Annotated in this window: 16 protein-coding genes; 15 read left to right on the top strand and 1 reads right to left on the bottom strand. The window is 40.5% G+C overall.

Annotation, left to right across the window (positions count from 1 at the left end; translation table 11 throughout):
- Positions 1-38 precede the first annotated feature (38 nt).
- Genes CRJ00_RS15860 through CRJ00_RS15790 form a run of 15 tightly spaced genes read left to right on the top strand, consistent with a single transcriptional unit; the run spans position 39 to position 15,809 of the window.
- Complete coding sequence (locus tag CRJ00_RS15860; RefSeq protein WP_099367725.1) at positions 39-3,050, top strand: TAT-variant-translocated molybdopterin oxidoreductase; 3,012 nt, start codon at positions 39-41, stop codon at positions 3,048-3,050.
- A 28-nt stretch (positions 3,051-3,078) separates the two neighbouring features.
- The gene (gene nrfD, locus CRJ00_RS15855) at positions 3,079-4,560 is read left to right on the top strand and encodes an NrfD/PsrC family molybdoenzyme membrane anchor subunit (protein WP_099367724.1); all 1,482 of its coding nucleotides are present in this window, start codon (positions 3,079-3,081) and stop codon (positions 4,558-4,560) included.
- A gap of 7 nt (positions 4,561-4,567) precedes the next feature.
- A complete protein-coding gene (locus CRJ00_RS15850) occupies positions 4,568-5,104 on the top strand; it encodes a DUF3341 domain-containing protein (RefSeq protein WP_099367723.1) in 537 nt (178 codons plus the stop codon).
- Positions 5,076-5,726 carry a c-type cytochrome gene (locus CRJ00_RS15845; protein WP_099367722.1) on the top strand — a complete coding sequence of 217 codons (651 nt, stop codon included), beginning with the start codon at positions 5,076-5,078 and terminating at the stop codon, positions 5,724-5,726. The genes CRJ00_RS15850 and CRJ00_RS15845 overlap by 29 nt, the downstream gene beginning before the upstream one ends.
- 19 nt (positions 5,727-5,745) lie before the next feature.
- Positions 5,746-6,981: a quinol:cytochrome C oxidoreductase gene (locus CRJ00_RS15840; RefSeq protein WP_099367721.1), complete on the top strand. Its 1,236-nt coding sequence runs from the start codon at positions 5,746-5,748 to the stop codon at positions 6,979-6,981.
- A 41-nt stretch (positions 6,982-7,022) separates the two neighbouring features.
- The gene (locus CRJ00_RS15835; RefSeq protein ID WP_099367720.1) at positions 7,023-8,354 is read left to right on the top strand and encodes a cytochrome c oxidase subunit II; all 1,332 of its coding nucleotides are present in this window, start codon (positions 7,023-7,025) and stop codon (positions 8,352-8,354) included.
- 25 nt (positions 8,355-8,379) lie between these two features.
- Positions 8,380-10,254: a cytochrome c oxidase subunit I gene (locus CRJ00_RS15830; RefSeq protein WP_180268513.1), complete on the top strand. Its 1,875-nt coding sequence runs from the start codon at positions 8,380-8,382 to the stop codon at positions 10,252-10,254.
- Between the two features lie 52 nt (positions 10,255-10,306).
- Positions 10,307-11,365 (top strand): COX15/CtaA family protein, encoded by a 1,059-nt coding sequence (locus CRJ00_RS15825; RefSeq protein ID WP_099367718.1) that lies wholly within the window; start codon positions 10,307-10,309, stop codon positions 11,363-11,365.
- Between the two features lie 18 nt (positions 11,366-11,383).
- Positions 11,384-12,289 (top strand): heme o synthase, encoded by a 906-nt coding sequence (cyoE, locus tag CRJ00_RS15820; RefSeq protein WP_099367717.1) that lies wholly within the window; start codon positions 11,384-11,386, stop codon positions 12,287-12,289.
- Between the two features lie 5 nt (positions 12,290-12,294).
- Entirely contained in the window at positions 12,295-12,897 is a 603-nt protein-coding gene (locus CRJ00_RS15815) for a cytochrome c oxidase subunit 3 (protein ID WP_245153317.1), read from the top strand.
- A gap of 9 nt (positions 12,898-12,906) precedes the next feature.
- Positions 12,907-13,644, top strand: coding sequence for a cytochrome c oxidase subunit 3 (locus CRJ00_RS15810; RefSeq protein ID WP_099367716.1), 738 nt, complete (start codon positions 12,907-12,909; stop codon positions 13,642-13,644).
- A 30-nt stretch (positions 13,645-13,674) separates the two neighbouring features.
- Positions 13,675-14,049, top strand: coding sequence for a cytochrome C oxidase subunit IV family protein (locus CRJ00_RS15805; RefSeq protein ID WP_099367715.1), 375 nt, complete (start codon positions 13,675-13,677; stop codon positions 14,047-14,049).
- A gap of 14 nt (positions 14,050-14,063) precedes the next feature.
- Entirely contained in the window at positions 14,064-14,786 is a 723-nt protein-coding gene (locus tag CRJ00_RS15800) for a photosynthetic protein synthase I (RefSeq protein ID WP_144038184.1), read from the top strand.
- A gap of 2 nt (positions 14,787-14,788) precedes the next feature.
- The gene (locus CRJ00_RS15795; protein ID WP_099367713.1) at positions 14,789-15,331 is read left to right on the top strand and encodes a DUF420 domain-containing protein; all 543 of its coding nucleotides are present in this window, start codon (positions 14,789-14,791) and stop codon (positions 15,329-15,331) included.
- A 10-nt stretch (positions 15,332-15,341) separates the two neighbouring features.
- The gene (locus CRJ00_RS15790; protein ID WP_099367712.1) at positions 15,342-15,809 is read left to right on the top strand and encodes an ABC transporter ATPase; all 468 of its coding nucleotides are present in this window, start codon (positions 15,342-15,344) and stop codon (positions 15,807-15,809) included.
- Positions 15,810-15,984: 175 nt separating this feature from the next.
- On the opposite strand, the gene CRJ00_RS15785 is transcribed toward CRJ00_RS15790, so the two are convergent.
- Entirely contained in the window at positions 15,985-16,380 is a 396-nt protein-coding gene (locus tag CRJ00_RS15785; protein ID WP_099367711.1) for a DoxX family protein, read from the bottom strand.
- Position 16,381 lies beyond the last annotated feature (1 nt).

Below are 16,381 nucleotides of genomic sequence, written 5' to 3'. Positions count from 1 at the left end.
AATTAATTTAGAAATACAGAATCTTATATATAGCTTAAATGGAAAGCAATAAAAAATATTGGAAAGGCTTAGAAGAGTTAAATCAAACACCTGCATTTGTTGAAGGAAGCAAGGGAGAGTTTGCTGAGTCTATTCCTGTAGAAGATGTGTTAAACGAAGCTGGTTTAAGTACAAAGACTCCTCGTCGTGATTTCTTAAAGGCTTTAGGTTTCGGTTTGGGAGCTGTTACATTAGCAGCTTGTAACCGTACGCCAATTCATAAGGCTGTTCCTTATGTGATCAAACCAGAGGAAATCACTCCAGGTATTCCTAACTTCTACGCTTCATCCTTCAATGGTCAGAGTGTAATCGTTAGAACACGCGAAGGACGTCCTATCTCGTTAGAAGCTAACCCAAATGCTGTTGGATTAAATCAAGGTACAGATGCGAGCACTTCGGCTTCGGTACTTGATCTATACGACATGTCTAAATTACAGGCTCCACAGATTGGTGGCAAGGATGTAAGTTGGGCACAATTGGATAAAGCGGTTGTAGACGCATTGAATAAAGCACAGGCTGCCGGAAAACAGATCACGATTGTTTCGGATACAGTAAACAGTCCGTCGACTTTGGCTGCCATTGCTGCACTTGCTGCTAAATACCCTGCAACACAACATGTTCAGGTTGATGCAGTTTCTTACAGCGGTATCATCGAAGCAAACAGAGCTTCTTTCGGTAAAGCTGTTATCCCTTCTTACCATTTTGACAATGCACAAGTTGTTGTATCCGTTGCAGCAGATTTCTTGGGTTCTTGGTTAGCTGGTGAGGAGCATACTCAAGATTATATCAAAAACCGTGACCATAAATCATTGAAAGGTGGTAAAATGTCACGCCATATCCAATTTGAATCTGGTCTTTCGATGACTGGTTCGAATGCTGACGTTCGTGCAGCGATCAAACCTTCTGAAGAAGGAGCAGTATTGATCGGCTTGTACAATGCCATCACAGGTTCTTCCATCGCGGGAGGTACTACGAATGCGAAAGCAACCACTATCCTTAAATTAGCTGCTGCTGAATTAGTAAAAGCTAGAGGAGCTGCAGTTGTTGTTGCAGGATCAAACGATATCAATACGCAAGTATTGGTCAACGCGATCAACTCGGCATTAGGTGCTTACGGATCGATCATTGATTTGGATAATTATTCTAAACAATATCAAGGTTCGGATGCCGCATTCCAACAATTCTTGACAGCAGCAAAAGCTGGACAAGTAGGAGTGGCTTTCTTCTTAAACAGTAACCCAGTATATAACTACTTCAAAGCAGAAGATGCAAAAGCAGCAATTGCGAAAGTAGATTATACGGTATCCTTCGCTGATAGAGCTGATGAAACAGCATCAGAATTGAAAGCGATCGCTCCAAACTGTACTTTCTTAGAGGCTTGGGGTGATGCATCAGCAAAAGAAGGATTATTCACGATCATCCAACCAACGATCAACCCAGTTTTCAACACCCGCCAAGCAGAGCAATCTTTATTGACTTGGGCAGGTGTGAACAAATCCATTCATGATTTCGTAAAAGAAACTTGGGAAACCACTATCCTTGCAGGTACTGGAAAAGCTTGGAAAGATGTATTACAACAAGGTTTTGTTTACAAAGGATCAACTACAGGATCTGCTTATGCATCAAACGCTGATGTAAATGCGGCTGCTGCAGCGATCGTAAATGATAGCAAACGCGTTTCTGGCGGTGTAGAATTGAAATTATACGAATCTACTACCTTAAGAGATGGTCGTTATGCAAACAATGCTTATTTACAAGAATTGCCTGATCCAGTATCCAAAGTAACTTGGGACAACTATGCTGCCATCAACCCTGTTGATGCGGAGGAATTAGGAGTTAAAGAAACAGGAAAAGTTACTGTTGAAGCGAATGGCTACAAAGTAGATCTTCCTGTGATCTTGCAACCAGGTCAAGCAAGAGGTACTGTTTCAGTAGCTGTGGGTTACGGCCGTACGAAAGTAGGTAAAGCAGGTAATGAGGTAGGGGTGAATGCTTATCCATTTGCTAGTCTGGTTAATGGAACTATCCAATTGTCTGCAAAAGCGACAGTTTCCAAAGCATCAGGCATCTACGAATTAGCTCAAACACAAACACACCACACGATTGAAGGACGTAACATCGTTCGCGAAACTTCATTCGCTAAATACTTGAAAGATCCTAACTCAGAATCTGGTCGTTTCGCAGATACGCACCAAACTTATGACTTGTGGAACAAGTTTGAACAACCGGGTCACCGTTGGGTGATGGCGATTGACTTGAACGCTTGTACAGGATGTGGATCATGTATCGTGGCATGTAACGTAGAAAACAATATCCCAGTAGTAGGACGCGATGAGGTTCGCCGTCGTCGTGAAATGCACTGGTTGCGTATCGACCGTTACTATACCCTAGAAAATGGAGAAGCTTCTTTAACAAAAGAGAAAGAGATTGCAAAAGCTGACGGCATGGATTACGAAAGTGTAACCGTTGTTCACCAGCCGATGCTATGTCAACACTGTGAGCACGCACCTTGTGAGACGGTATGTCCGGTATTAGCTACTGTACACTCATCTGAAGGTCTTAACCACATGGCTTATAACCGTTGTTTCGGAACACGTTACTGTGCGAACAACTGTCCATACAAAGTACGTCGTTTCAACTGGTTCAACTACTGGAATGATTCTCGTTTTGATAACTATCTGAACAATGAATTCACGCAATTGGTATTGAATCCTGATGTAACTACACGTTCTCGTGGGGTTATGGAGAAATGTTCAATGTGTATCCAACGTATCCAAGCTGGTAAATTACAAGCGAAGATCGAAAACCGTAAAGTAAAAGACGGAGATATTAAGATGGCTTGTCAAGCAGCATGTTCTGCCAATGCTATCATCTTTGGAGATGCTAACGATCCGGAGTCAGAAGTTTCTAAAGCATTACGTAACGAACGTGTTTATTACGTATTGGAAGAAATCAACGTTCAACCAAATATTGGTTACATGACGAAGGTTAGAAACACATTTGAAGCTTAATTTTTTTCTAGACTGAAATTAAAAAACTATGTCATCGCATAACGAATCAATATTAAGAGAACCATTAATTACCGGCAAGGATATCACCTACGCACAAATCACAGATGATATCTTACTTCCGGTTGAGAATAAGCCCAACAAAGCTTGGTGGATCGGTTTTACGGTTGCCGCATTAGGAGCAATGTTATGGGTAGTGAGTGTTGGATACACGTTTTGGACAGGTATCGGCGCTTGGGGATTGAACAAAACAGTAGGCTGGGCCTGGGATATTACCGACTTCGTATGGTGGGTAGGTATTGGTCACGCCGGAACGTTGATCTCCGCAGTATTATTATTATTCCGTCAGAACTGGCGTAACTCTATCAACAGATCGGCTGAGGCGATGACAATCTTTGCCGTTATCTGTGCCGCAACTTACGTTGTTGCTCACATGGGTCGCCCTTGGTTAGCATACTGGATTTTCCCACTTCCTAACCAATTCGGATCACTTTGGGTGAACTTTAACTCTCCATTAGTATGGGATGCTTTTGCGATCTCCACTTATTTCACGGTATCCTTAGTATTCTGGTACTGTGGTTTATTACCGGATATTGCAACTGTTCGTGACCGTGCTACGGGTTTAAAACAAAGAATCTACTCTATCCTTTCTTTCGGATGGAACGGATCAGTGAAAACTTGGCAACGTTTTGAGATCGTATCCTTGATCTTAGCCGGTATTTCCACACCACTTGTACTTTCGGTACACACCATCGTATCCATGGACTTTGCAACTTCTGTAATTCCAGGATGGCACACCACGATCTTCCCTCCATACTTCGTTGCTGGAGCGATCTTCTCGGGTTTCGCCATGGTACAGACCTTATTATTGATCTTACGTAAAGTAATGAACTTCGAGAACTACATTACCATGTTCCACATCGAATCGATGAACAAGATCATCATGGTAACAGGTTCTATCGTAGGTATTGCTTACTTGACCGAGTTATTCATTGCATGGTACTCTGGTTCAGAATATGAGATGTATGCATTCGCAAACCGTGTTGCTGGTCCTTATGCATGGGCTTACTGGGCGATGATGACCTGTAACGTAATCTCTCCACAGTTATTCTGGTTCAAAAAGATCCGTACAAGTATTCCAATCTCTTGGGTATTGTCGATCATTGTGAACATCGGTATGTGGTTTGAGCGTTTTGTAATTATCGTTACTTCTTTGCACCGTGACTACTTACCATCATCATGGGCAATGTTCTACCCAACTTGGGTTGACGTGGGTATCTTTGTTGGATCCATCGGTCTATTCTTCACGTTATTCTTACTTTTCCTTCGTTTCCTTCCAGGTATTGCGATTGCAGAGGTTAAGTTGTTGTTGAAGAGTGCGAGTTTACAACAGAAAACCAAACTTGTTCAAGAAGGTGCATTCCCTGAGGATCAAGTGGAATACTTCAGAAACTCTTTGGATAAGTACGATACAGTAACTGAAGAGGACATTAAGGCATTAAGAAAAAAATAATTTAGCAATGAGCAATACAAAATATATACTAGGAAGTTTTGCGGATCCTGATGAAATGATGCACGGGATCGATAAGTTGCAAGCGAATAACATTAGCATTTACGATTGTTTCACACCAATGCCTATCCACGGTATTGAAGCTAAATTAGGTGTAAAGCCATCACGTTTACCAATTGCAGCATTTATCTTCGGTATCACCGGAACGATATTAGGATTTAGTTTATTATTCTATACAATGGCTTATGATTGGCCGATGAACATTGGTGGTAAACCATCGATGCCGTTGCCAAATTTTGTACCCGTAACGTTTGAGGTTACCATCTTGATCTGTGCGTTGGGTATGGTAGCTACTTTCTTTTTCCGTAACCATTTGTTTCCAGGACGCGCACCACGTGTAATGGACTTGAGAGCAACGGATGACCGTTTTATTATTGCAATTGATGCTAATGAGAATACTGACCATGGTTTGATCGATAACCTATTGAAAGAAGCTGGCGCAGTAGAAGTTAAATACAATGAAAGAAAATATGTTAGTTATGAATAAGAAGAATTTTCTTGGAACTGTATGTGTAGCTGTCGCTTTGTCAGCGGTCGTTTCTGCTTGCGGGGATGGAACAACGCGTAGTGCCGGATGGGAATTCTCGCCCAATATGTATGAACCGCTTGCTTTCAACCCGGATCAGCCAAACCCGAATTTTAAAGATAACAAGACAGCTCAATTACCACCAACAGGTTCAGATCCTATCGGATTTGTACGTTTTGAATATCCAAACACCACTGAAGGATATACACAAGCTGGTTTAGAAGTTAAAAGCCCTCTAGCGATGACAGATGTAAATCTGAAACAAGGAGAAGCTTTATTCTTAACTTATTGTGCAGTATGTCATGGGAAAGATGGGAATGGAGATGGTCAATTGACAAAAGATAGAAAAGTTAATGATTCTCGTGGAGAGCGTGAATTGGAGAAATTCCCTCCGCCACCATCATTCCACAGATCCGCTGGAGCTAAATCGACTAGAGGTACGGTTATGGCTGACCTTTCGGATGGTCAAATATTCCACACCATTACTTATGGATATAACGCGATGGGTTCACACGCATCTCAATTAACTCCAGATGAGCGTTGGAAAGTGGTAATGTACGTACATGAATTACAAAAAAAATAATCTAACATCGATAATATAAATGGGAACTCACAATCATCATCACGATTATAATTTCAGCGAGCAATTTCAATTCGCAGGGATCGCTAAGGTCCTGAGTTTGGTTGCTATCGTTGTAGGAATAGCCGCTATTGCATTTGGCTTACTATCCAGTGACCATATCATGGTTGAGCGTACATATGCCAATTTATTATTGATGGGTTATTACTTTACATGTGTTTGTGCAGCAGGAGCATTCTTTGTTGCATTACAGATGGTAACTCAATCAGGTTGGTCTGCAGGTTTACTACGTATCCCTCAGGCTATGGCAAGCGTACTTCCAATCGCCTCAATCATCTTATTGGTTATTGTTGGCTTAGGCTTAACAACGCATAACCTTTACCACCACTGGCATGCTGAAGGATTAACAGATCCTAACAGCCCGCACTATGATAAATTGGTAGCCGGTAAAGCCGCTTTCTTGAACGTTCCGGGATTCTTGATCCGTCAGATCCTGTTCATGGGTAGCTACGCGATCTTCGCCTTTATCTTAGCAAAATTGTCATACAATGAAGATTTAGAAGGTGGTCTTACATCTTATAAGAAAAGCTTTAAATTATCAGCTATTTTCTTAGTAATCTTTGGTTTCACAACACCTATTTGGTCTTTCGATACCATCATGTCCTTAGAGGCACACTGGTTCTCGACCATGTTCGGTTGGTACAACTTCGCAGCAATGTGGGTAAGTGGACTAGCTGTAATCATTGTGATCTTGGTATTATTGAAGAAAGCTGGTTATATGAACTGGGTTAATGAGAACCACCTACATGATTTAGGTAAATTATTGTTCGGTTTCTCTATTTTCTGGACTTACGTTTGGTTTGCACAGTTTATGTTGATTTGGTATTCTAACATTCCAGAGGAAACAGTTTATTTCTACAAACGTTGGGAACCTGAATACAAGCCTTGGTTTTGGATAAACATTATCATTAACTTTGTGGCGCCTGTATTATTATTGGTAGACCGTGACGCAAAACGTAGATTGAACATGATGTTGTTCGTAGCGATCTTGTTATTGTTAGGACATTGGTTAGATTATTACATCATGATTATGCCAGGTACTGTTGAAAACCACCGTGGATTCGGTATTGTGGAGATCGGTACTGCCATTGGTTTTGTAGGATTGTTTACTTTCTTAGTGATGTCTAAATTGAGCAAGCATGCTCTGGCACCTAAGCATCATCCGTTCTTGGATGAGAGTTTACATCATCAGATATAATAGCGAATTACTTGAAATTACGTTCAAACGTCTTATAAGAAATGAAGTTTAAAATTAATACAAGATTTAAGTCCTTGTTTGCTGGATTATTAGCAGTTAACCTCTTCTTTGCAGCACCTGCTTTAGCATCGGTTCAAGATACTACTGCAGCGGCAGCTCCAGTTGAGCAAACTGCCGTAGCAACGGACTCTGCGGTTGTAGCGACAGATTCAACAGCAACAGCAACTACGACTGATACCGTAGCGGCTGCTGCTCCTTCGAATTCCGTTACACCTACGGCAACCACTACACCAGAAGAAGTTAAAGTTATTGATCCTCAGGTTTACAAAAACTTGACTTACTATATCCTTTTCTTCTTGGTCATCTGTGCAGTTTTTGCTGTAATTGGTAAAGTACATTCTATCTACACCCTTACAAAACGCGTAAATGGTACTTACAATCCTTTAGCTAACAATACAATCCAAGCTGTTTTGTTCTTGGTTTTCTTGGTGGCTTTCTTAGGTTTTGTTTACTATGGTTATGCAGTATGGGGAGATTGGTCTTGGAGACCAGCGGTTACCGAGCATGGTAAAGACGTAGATACCATGTTCATCATCACAACTGTAATTATTACCGTTGTTTTGGTATTGGTTCACATCCTATTATTAGGTTTCGCATTCCTTTATAGAATGCGCGCTAAACGTAAAGCCTATTTCTATCCACATAACGATGCTATCGAGCGTTTATGGACGATTGTACCAGCAGTTGTATTGACTGTTTTGGTATTGTTCGGTTTCTTTACTTGGCGTAAGATCACCAACATTCCTGAAGAGCTTAAGAAATCAGCTTTACAGGTAGAGGTGTTAGGTGAGCAGTTCCAATGGACAATTCGTTACCCAGGAACGGATGGAGTAATCGGAAAACGTAATTTCAAAATGACAACTCCTTTGAACGGTTATGGTATCGATTTCAATGATAAATCTTCATGGGATGATATCAAAGGAGATGAGATCGTAATTCCGGTTAACAGACCAGTTCGTTTCCATATTCTTTCTAAAGACATTATTCACTCGTTCTATATTCCTGATTTCCGCGTACAGATCAATGCTGTACCTGGTATGACGAACTACTTCCAGTTTACTCCAACTGTAACTACGGAAGAGATGCGTGATAAGATGAATGATCCTCAATACAACTACGTGATGCTTTGTGCTAAGATATGTGGTGCTTCACACTACAATATGCAGAAGAACGTTCGCGTGGTAACCGAGGCTGAATATAGTGAATGGTTAAGCAAGCAGGCTAAATTCTTTACAGAAGATGTACAGAAAGAGTTTGCAGAACTTCATGGTGATGATACGAAGGAAACTCGTATTGCTGCTTCAATCAATTAATAGAATAGAGAATATAAAATAGCATATGTCAACTACAGTTATATCGCACGACGCAGCTCATCACGATGATCATGGTCACCATCATGAGACGTTCTTGACGAAGTATATCTTCAGTCAAGATCACAAGATGATTGCAAAGCAGTTTTTGATCACAGGTATTATTATGGCCGTTTTCGCCATGGTACTGTCGATTTTATTTCGTATCCAACTAGCATGGCCTGACAAAGAATTCCCTATTCTAGAAGTATTCTTAGGTAAATGGGCTGAAGGTGGACGTATTAAACCAGATTTCTTCCTATCGTTAGTAACGATCCATGGTACCATGATGGTATTCTTCGTATTAACAGCAGGTCTTTCTGGAACATTCAGTAACTTATTAATTCCTTACCAATTAGGTGCACGTGATATGGCATCTCCATTGATGAACATGTTATCATACTGGTTCTTCTTTGTAGCTTGTGTTATCATGGTTGCTTCTTTCTTTATCGAAAGTGGGCCTGCATCTGCCGGTTGGACCATCTATCCGCCACTCTCTGCCGTACCGACCGCCATTGCAGGTTCCGGTCTTGGTATGACCTTGTGGTTAGTGAGTATGACTTTGTTCATCGCTTCACAGGTATTAGGTGGTGTTAACTACATCAGTACTGTATTGAACATGCGTACTAAAGGTATGGAACTTTGGAAGATGCCTTTGACTATCTGGTCTTTCTTCTTAACGGCAATCGTAGGTTTATTATCCTTCCCAGTATTAGTTTCTGCGGTGGTATTATTATTCTTCGACCGTTCAGTTGGTACATCTTTCTATCTATCAGACTTAGTAGTAGGTGGTACGATCCTTCCTAATGAAGGTGGTTCTCCAATCTTATTCCAACACTTATTCTGGTTCTTAGGTCACCCTGAGGTATATATCGTTGTTATGCCTGCACTAGGTTTAACTTCTGAGGTAATCTCTACAAACGCTCGTAAACCGATCTTCGGTTACCATGCGATGGTTTACTCTTTAGTTGGTATTACGGTATTATCCTTTATCGTATGGGGTCACCACATGTTCGTTACAGGTATGAGTCCTTTCTTGGGAGGTGTCTTCATGATCACCACGTTGATCATTGCGGTTCCTTCTGCGGTAAAGGCTTTCAACTATATTGCAACTCTTTGGAGAGGTAATATCCGTTTCACTCCAGCGATGATGTTTGCTATTGGTATGGTATCATTCTTCGTATCTGGTGGTTTGACAGGATTGTATTTAGGTAACGCAACATTAGATATCAACTTACACGATACGTATTTCGTAGTTGCCCACTTCCACTTGGTAATGGGTTCTGCTTCGATCTTCGGTATGCTTTCTGGAGTTTACCACTGGTATCCGAAAATGTTCGGTAGAATGATGGATGAGCGTTTAGGTTATTTCCACTTCTGGTTAACATTTATCGGTGCTTACTTGGTATTCTTCCCAATGCACTTTATGGGTATCGATGGGGTACCTCGTCGTTACTACGCATTTACCGAATTCCCTTTCATGGAGAAATGGGTATCTGTAAACTTATTGGTTACATGGGCAGCGATCGTTTCTGCTGTAGGTCAAGTAGCGTTCTTATGGAACTTCTTCGCTTCGATCTGGTGTGGAAAACGTGCGCCTCAAAACCCTTGGAAATCCAATACTTTAGAGTGGACTACTCCGGTAGAACATATCCACGGAAACTGGCCAGGAGAAATCCCTTCAGTTTACCGTTGGCCATATGACTACTCTAAGCCAGGTCATGATGAAGACTTTATTCCTCAAACAGTTCCACACTCTCAAACCATGAGCTCTAACTTGCTACATGATTGGGAAGGAAACGAAGAGGGTATAGCTGCTCAAAAAGCGTACAACCGCGAGCACGATAGAGAAATAGAAGGGTAGGTTCATACCTACCTCTTCTTTATTCGATTATAATTTGTAAAGGGAGAGATCCATGTATCCATCAGCTGAAAAGCGTTTTATTCGGATAAATAAGATCACGATTTTCGTTCTTTTTATAGTTATTGCAGCAGGAGGAATTGTTAGGAGTACAGGTTCGGGCATGGGATGTCCGGATTGGCCTAAGTGTTTTAACCGTATCATTCCACCTACCGATGTTTCGCAATTGCCAGCAGGCTATGAGCAACATTATGTAGAAGGAAGGGTTAAAAAAAACGAACGATTTGCCAAAATGATTGAATTCTTTGGATACAAGGAATTGGCCGATCAGATTCGTCACGATGAATCGATATTGGTTCATGAAGAATTCAATGCCGCAAAGACCTGGACGGAATACGTTAATCGATTAGCAGGTGTGACAGCCGGATTTTTCATGCTGTTTACCGCTATTTATTCCTTTACCTATTGGAAAAAGAAAAAAGCCATAGCAATATGGAGCGTTCTTAATCTTATTGTCGTTGTGATACAAGCCTGGTTAGGCTCTATCGTTGTATCCACTAACTTAACCCCTTGGGTGATTACCATCCACATGTTACTTGCTCTAGTGATTGTCTGTATTGCCATTCACACCTATTTTTGGGCGAAAACATTACGAGATGGAACGATCCTAAAGGCAAATGTAGAACCAAGTTTAAGAATCTGGGCTTTAGTGTCCATCATTCTGTTGGTTGTACAAGTAGTTTTTGGAACCGATGTTAGGGAGATCATCGATCATCTTAACCAACAAGCCATTCAACGGGAGAACTGGATAGATTCTATTGGATCTGCTTATCATATACATCGTATTTTGGGCTATATAACCTTAGCCATTACGTTGTATCTGTATTTTAAGATAAAATCCACAGGTTTATTCCAAACGGTTCAATATCGTTATGCCTTGATTGCAGTGGTATTGGTTTGTATTCAAATGTTGTCAGGGATTATTTTAGCAAGGTTTCATGTTCCTGCTTTTGCACAAACAACGCATTTAGTGGTGGCGAGTCTGTTCGTCGGAGCTCAATATTATCTTTTGTTATTATTGAGTAAGCCAAAGCCCGTGCTTGCCAGTGCTTAGTTGGGAATTATTTTGATTATGAAAGAGTTTATTTCAGATTTTAACAAACTTGTGAAGCTACGTCTTACACTGACCGTAGTTTTTTCGGCCTCTATCTCCTTTTTGATAGGAGCTACCCAGCAAGGAGATATCATCTGGTATAACTGGGCATTGCTTACATTCGGTGGGTTCTTGGTTACTGGTGCTGCAAATGGATTTAACGAGATCATCGAAAAAGATCTGGATAAATTAATGAAACGCACCATGGATAGACCACTTCCTGCCGGAAGGATGACTACTGGACAAGCCTTGATCTTAAGCTTGTTCATGGGAATATTCGGAACCTTGGTTTTGGTAAATCTTAACTTTATCGCAGGTCTGATTTCCGTGTTTTCCATTTTCCTGTATGCATTTGTCTATACCCCACTGAAACAGAAATCGCCAATTGCGGTATGGGTAGGCGCAATTCCTGGAGCTTTACCTCCATTAATTGGGTATTATGCAGCGTTTAAATCGGCGGGATTCGGATTGGCCTATGCAGAGGTGAGTGAGCAGGCTATCGTAATCACTCCTTTAGTTTTATTCGCTATTCAGTTTTTTTGGCAGTTTCCACATTTCTGGGCTATTGCTTGGGTTTCTGATGAGGATTATAAGCGAGCAGGTTTCCGGTTATTACCGACAACGAAAAAAGATAAGTTATCAGCTTGGTTTATTTTTATATCCGCGCTGTTAATGGTGCCTGTAGGACTATTGCCTATGTACTATGGGATTGGAGGCTGGGTATTCACCACAGTTTCCGTATTGGGCGGATTGCTGTTTACCTGGTATGGTTATCAGCATTTGGTTAAAATGGAAGTGAGTACAGCAAAGAAGATCATGTTTACTTCTTTCGCTTACTTACCAATAACACAGTTGTTGTTGTTGTTAGATTTTAAACCTTTTTAAAAACAATGGAATTAAATATTGCAATGGATAAGCAAGAATTGCTAAACGAAGAACTACAGAAATCAAGAAAGGCAAAGAAATTCAATCTTTACCTGGGCATGATCGGTATGTTCATGATGTTTGCTGCTTTTTCAAGTGGGTTTATCGTGTATACGAATAGTGGGGTGGATAAAGGTATCAAAACAATTCTTCCTTATGTATTTATTTATAGTACTGCCGCTATCGTCATCAGCAGTTTAACGATGTACCTAGCTTTTAAAGCAGTAAAAAACAACGACCTTGGAAAACAGAAAATCTTTTTGATTGCCACTATCCTATTAGGTGTGGTGTTCTTTTTCCTACAATTGGAAGCTTGGAGCGTTTTATTCAGCCGTGAGATTACATTCACCAATACGAATGCCTCACAGTCGTTTATTTACGTCTTTACAGGCTTCCACTTAGCGCACATCATAGCCGGAATTTTGGTGTTGACGCGTTGTCTGATAGGGGCCATGAAAAACATCCCCCTTGGCAACAATATTTTCCGGATGGAAATTGCCTCAATTTTCTGGCATTTTCTAGGCCTATTATGGATTTATATATATGTTTTCTTACTTTTGAATCAATAACAGTAAACAATGAGTACAACAGTATCGCAATTGGATAAGGTAAAAGAGGGACCTTGGAGCGGAGGTAAATCACCTTGGAATTTAGAGTATGGAAAGATCATGATGTGGTTTTTCCTAGTATCAGATGCCTTTACATTTTCTGCATTCTTGATTTATTATGGTGCTCAGAAATTTGCACAGCCTACATGGATCGATGCCGATAAGATTTTCCAATCTATCCCAGGTATCGCAGAATCAGGACAACCATTGGTTTTCGTAGGTATCATGACCTTTATCTTAATCATGTCATCCGTGACCATGGTACTAGCCGTAGAAGCTGGACACCGTAACTCGAAACAAGAGGTGGTAAAATGGATGTTATGGACTATCTTAGGAGGTTTAATGTTCGTTGGCTGTCAAGCTATCGAGTGGAGCCACTTACACCATCAAGGATTCTGGTTCGGACGTAACCCAGCTACTGGATTAACGGACGATAATGCTATCGTACAAGCATTGAGCCCTTATTTTACCAAAGAGGTTTCTTATACAGCAGCCCTTCAATTTTCTAACCTTTTCTTTACCATTACAGGTTTCCACGGATTCCACGTATCGATTGGTATCTTGTTGAACATCATCGTTCTTTCCATGACGTTGAACAATACCTTCGAAAGAAGAGGAACGTATTTAATGGTTGAGAAAGTAGGTCTTTATTGGCACTTTGTCGATCTAGTATGGGTATTCGTATTTACCTTCTTCTACTTAATCTAATTTTAGGGTTCAACATTTAAAATAACGAAAATGAGTCATCACGATCATATAGCAAGCCACGATGCGCACGCGCATGGCGAAGGAATGGATAAAAAACGTATCTGGTCCGTATTCTTTGTTCTATTAGCTTTAACTGCTTTAGAGTTCTTAATCGCATTAGGATTTGTACACCACTGGGGTATCCTTCAAAAAGGAACTTTGGTGAATGTAATCTACATCATCTTAACATTGGTGAAAGCATTTTACATTGTAGCCTTCTTTATGCACTTGAAATTTGAAAAATCAGGTTTCATCATCACTTGTAGTATTGTATTCTTATTTATCATATACTTCATTATCTTAATGTTGATTGAAGGTGGTCACTTGAATGACTCTTTCACACATCAACCAATTTTCCCTCATTAATAAGCATATTTGAAATGAGTAAACATACTCGTTCGAAGAATATATCGAAATTAATTATCCTGGCACTCGTTCTATTTGTGCCAGGATTTTTATATATACTGGTTAATAAAATGGGCTCCAATGAGTACATTAAACTACCAGTATTCGGTGAAAAACACCTTTCTGGTAAGATGAACAGGGTGATGGGTCGTGAAATTCCCGATACTGTTTTCCATCAGCTTACCGAAGTGGATTTCATCAATTATGATAATAAACCGGTTAGGTTTCTGGAATCTGATACGATTATTACCGTAGCACATCTATTCTATGGCAAGGATCAAGGACTATCGAAGCAATTGCTGCACGATGTCAATACCATTGCTACCCGTTTTAAGTACAATTCGAAGATTCAGCTGTTTTCCATTGATGTGGATTCTACCGATAGTCAACAAGTAATGGAGGAGGCAATTGCGCCTTACAGCAAGGATAGAAACCCCAATTGGTTTGTCGTTAACCAACCCAACACCGACATCTTTAAATATGCTCGTGAGCGGATGTTATTGGAGGCTATGCGCGTTGATGGGGATCCAAACAAGTTTGTCATCAGCAACCAGATCATCTTGATCGATTCTAAAAAACGGATCCGTGGTATCTACGACATTAGCCTTCGCTCTGAAATAGATCGTTTGGAAGATGAGGTAAAAGTGCAGGTGGTAGAAGAAATCAGAAACTCACCATTAAAAGTAGAAAGAAAGTAATCATGGGAATGACTGAAGAAGAAAAAAAATATAAAGGGATTATTTGGGCTTTGTCCATCATTATCCCACTTGCCGTAGCTGCCCTGTTTGGGATCAACCTTCCAAAAATGGGTTATGATGTAAAACCATTAGGTTTCTTACCTCCGATTTATGCCACTATCAACGGTCTTACTGCTATTACTTTAGTGGTTGCTGTTTCTGCAATCAAACGGGGTAACATCAAATTGCACGAGAACCTGATCAAATTATGTATGGTCTTTTCATCCTTATTCTTGGTGATGTATGTGGCCTACCATATGACCTCAGAATCTACCAAATTTGGCGGCGAGGGAACTATTAGATACATCTATTATTTCATTCTGGTGACACACATCGTGTTATCCGTGGTTATTATTCCTTTTGTATTATTTACCTTTGTAAGAGGGATTGCAGGAGCCTATGAACGCCATAAAAAATTAGCCCGTATTACCTATCCAATGTGGTTATATGTAGCTGTTACAGGTGTTATTGTTTACCTGATGATTTCCCCTTATTACGCACATTAAGGAGAATAACATGAAAAAGATATGGATTTATCAAGCTGATCGTTTCTTTACCCAACCTGAGCATGAACTGGCGCAGGAGAAGTTGGATAGATTTGTGGAGGAATGGACCGCCCATGGGAGTCAATTAGCTGGAAAGGCGGAAATCAAATACAATTTATTTATTGTTTTTACGGTTGATGAGGCAATGGCGCAAGTGACCGGATGCTCCATTGATAAATCGGTTCGGGTATTGAAGGAATTGGAAGAGGAATTGAATATCGGTCTATTCAATAGAATGTTGATCTCCTACCGTGATACAGAGGGTAATATACAACTTGTTTCACGTGAAGTTTTTGATTCCCTGTGTAAGGAAGGTGAAGTAGGGCAGGAGACCATCGTTTTCAATAACTTGATTCAATCCGCAGACGATTATTCCAGCAAATGGGAAGTCCCATTAAAGGATAGTTGGCATGCCTCTGTTTTTTTTGCTTCGGTGTAAAAGCATACTGAAAGTATGCTAAAAGTATGTAAAATGTATGTTTTATATACTTGCTTTGTACTTTAACCCTGCTTTAAGCTTACTTAAACCACGATTACACCCCTGATTCAAACATATTTTGAAGTTATAGGTGGGAAACATGCCCAAGAAAATTGATAATATACGTTAAGGTTATTTATTTCTTATCGATACTTAATTTTCCAGGCCCCATGATGGCAAAGGCAATATATACGGCCATGAATTCCAAAGCATGGGAAGCTCCGGATAGTCCATCGCCTTTCGCCAAATGATTTAGAGCGGCTACCAACATCGTAAGTGCCAAAAATATGGACGCTGGTTTGGTCCATAGTCCCAACATCAAAAAGACAGAGCCTAGACTTTCCACCAAGCCTGCTGAAAACCCAAATACGGTAGGCATGAAGTTAATGCCCAAGTTGCTCATAGATCCTCCTATCTTAGTCCATAGCTCAGGACCACCCATTAATTTCGGTAATCCGTGGAAAGCAATCATGGTTGCCCCAATGACTAACCTGATAATTAGTAAACCGATATCTATCTTTGAATTTCGCATG

The sequence above is a fragment of the Sphingobacterium sp. 1.A.4 genome (genome assembly GCF_002734245.1).
Taxonomy (GTDB): Bacteria; Bacteroidota; Bacteroidia; order Sphingobacteriales; family Sphingobacteriaceae; genus Sphingobacterium; species Sphingobacterium tenebrionis.
This window is presented reverse-complemented; position numbering and strand designations above follow the sequence as displayed.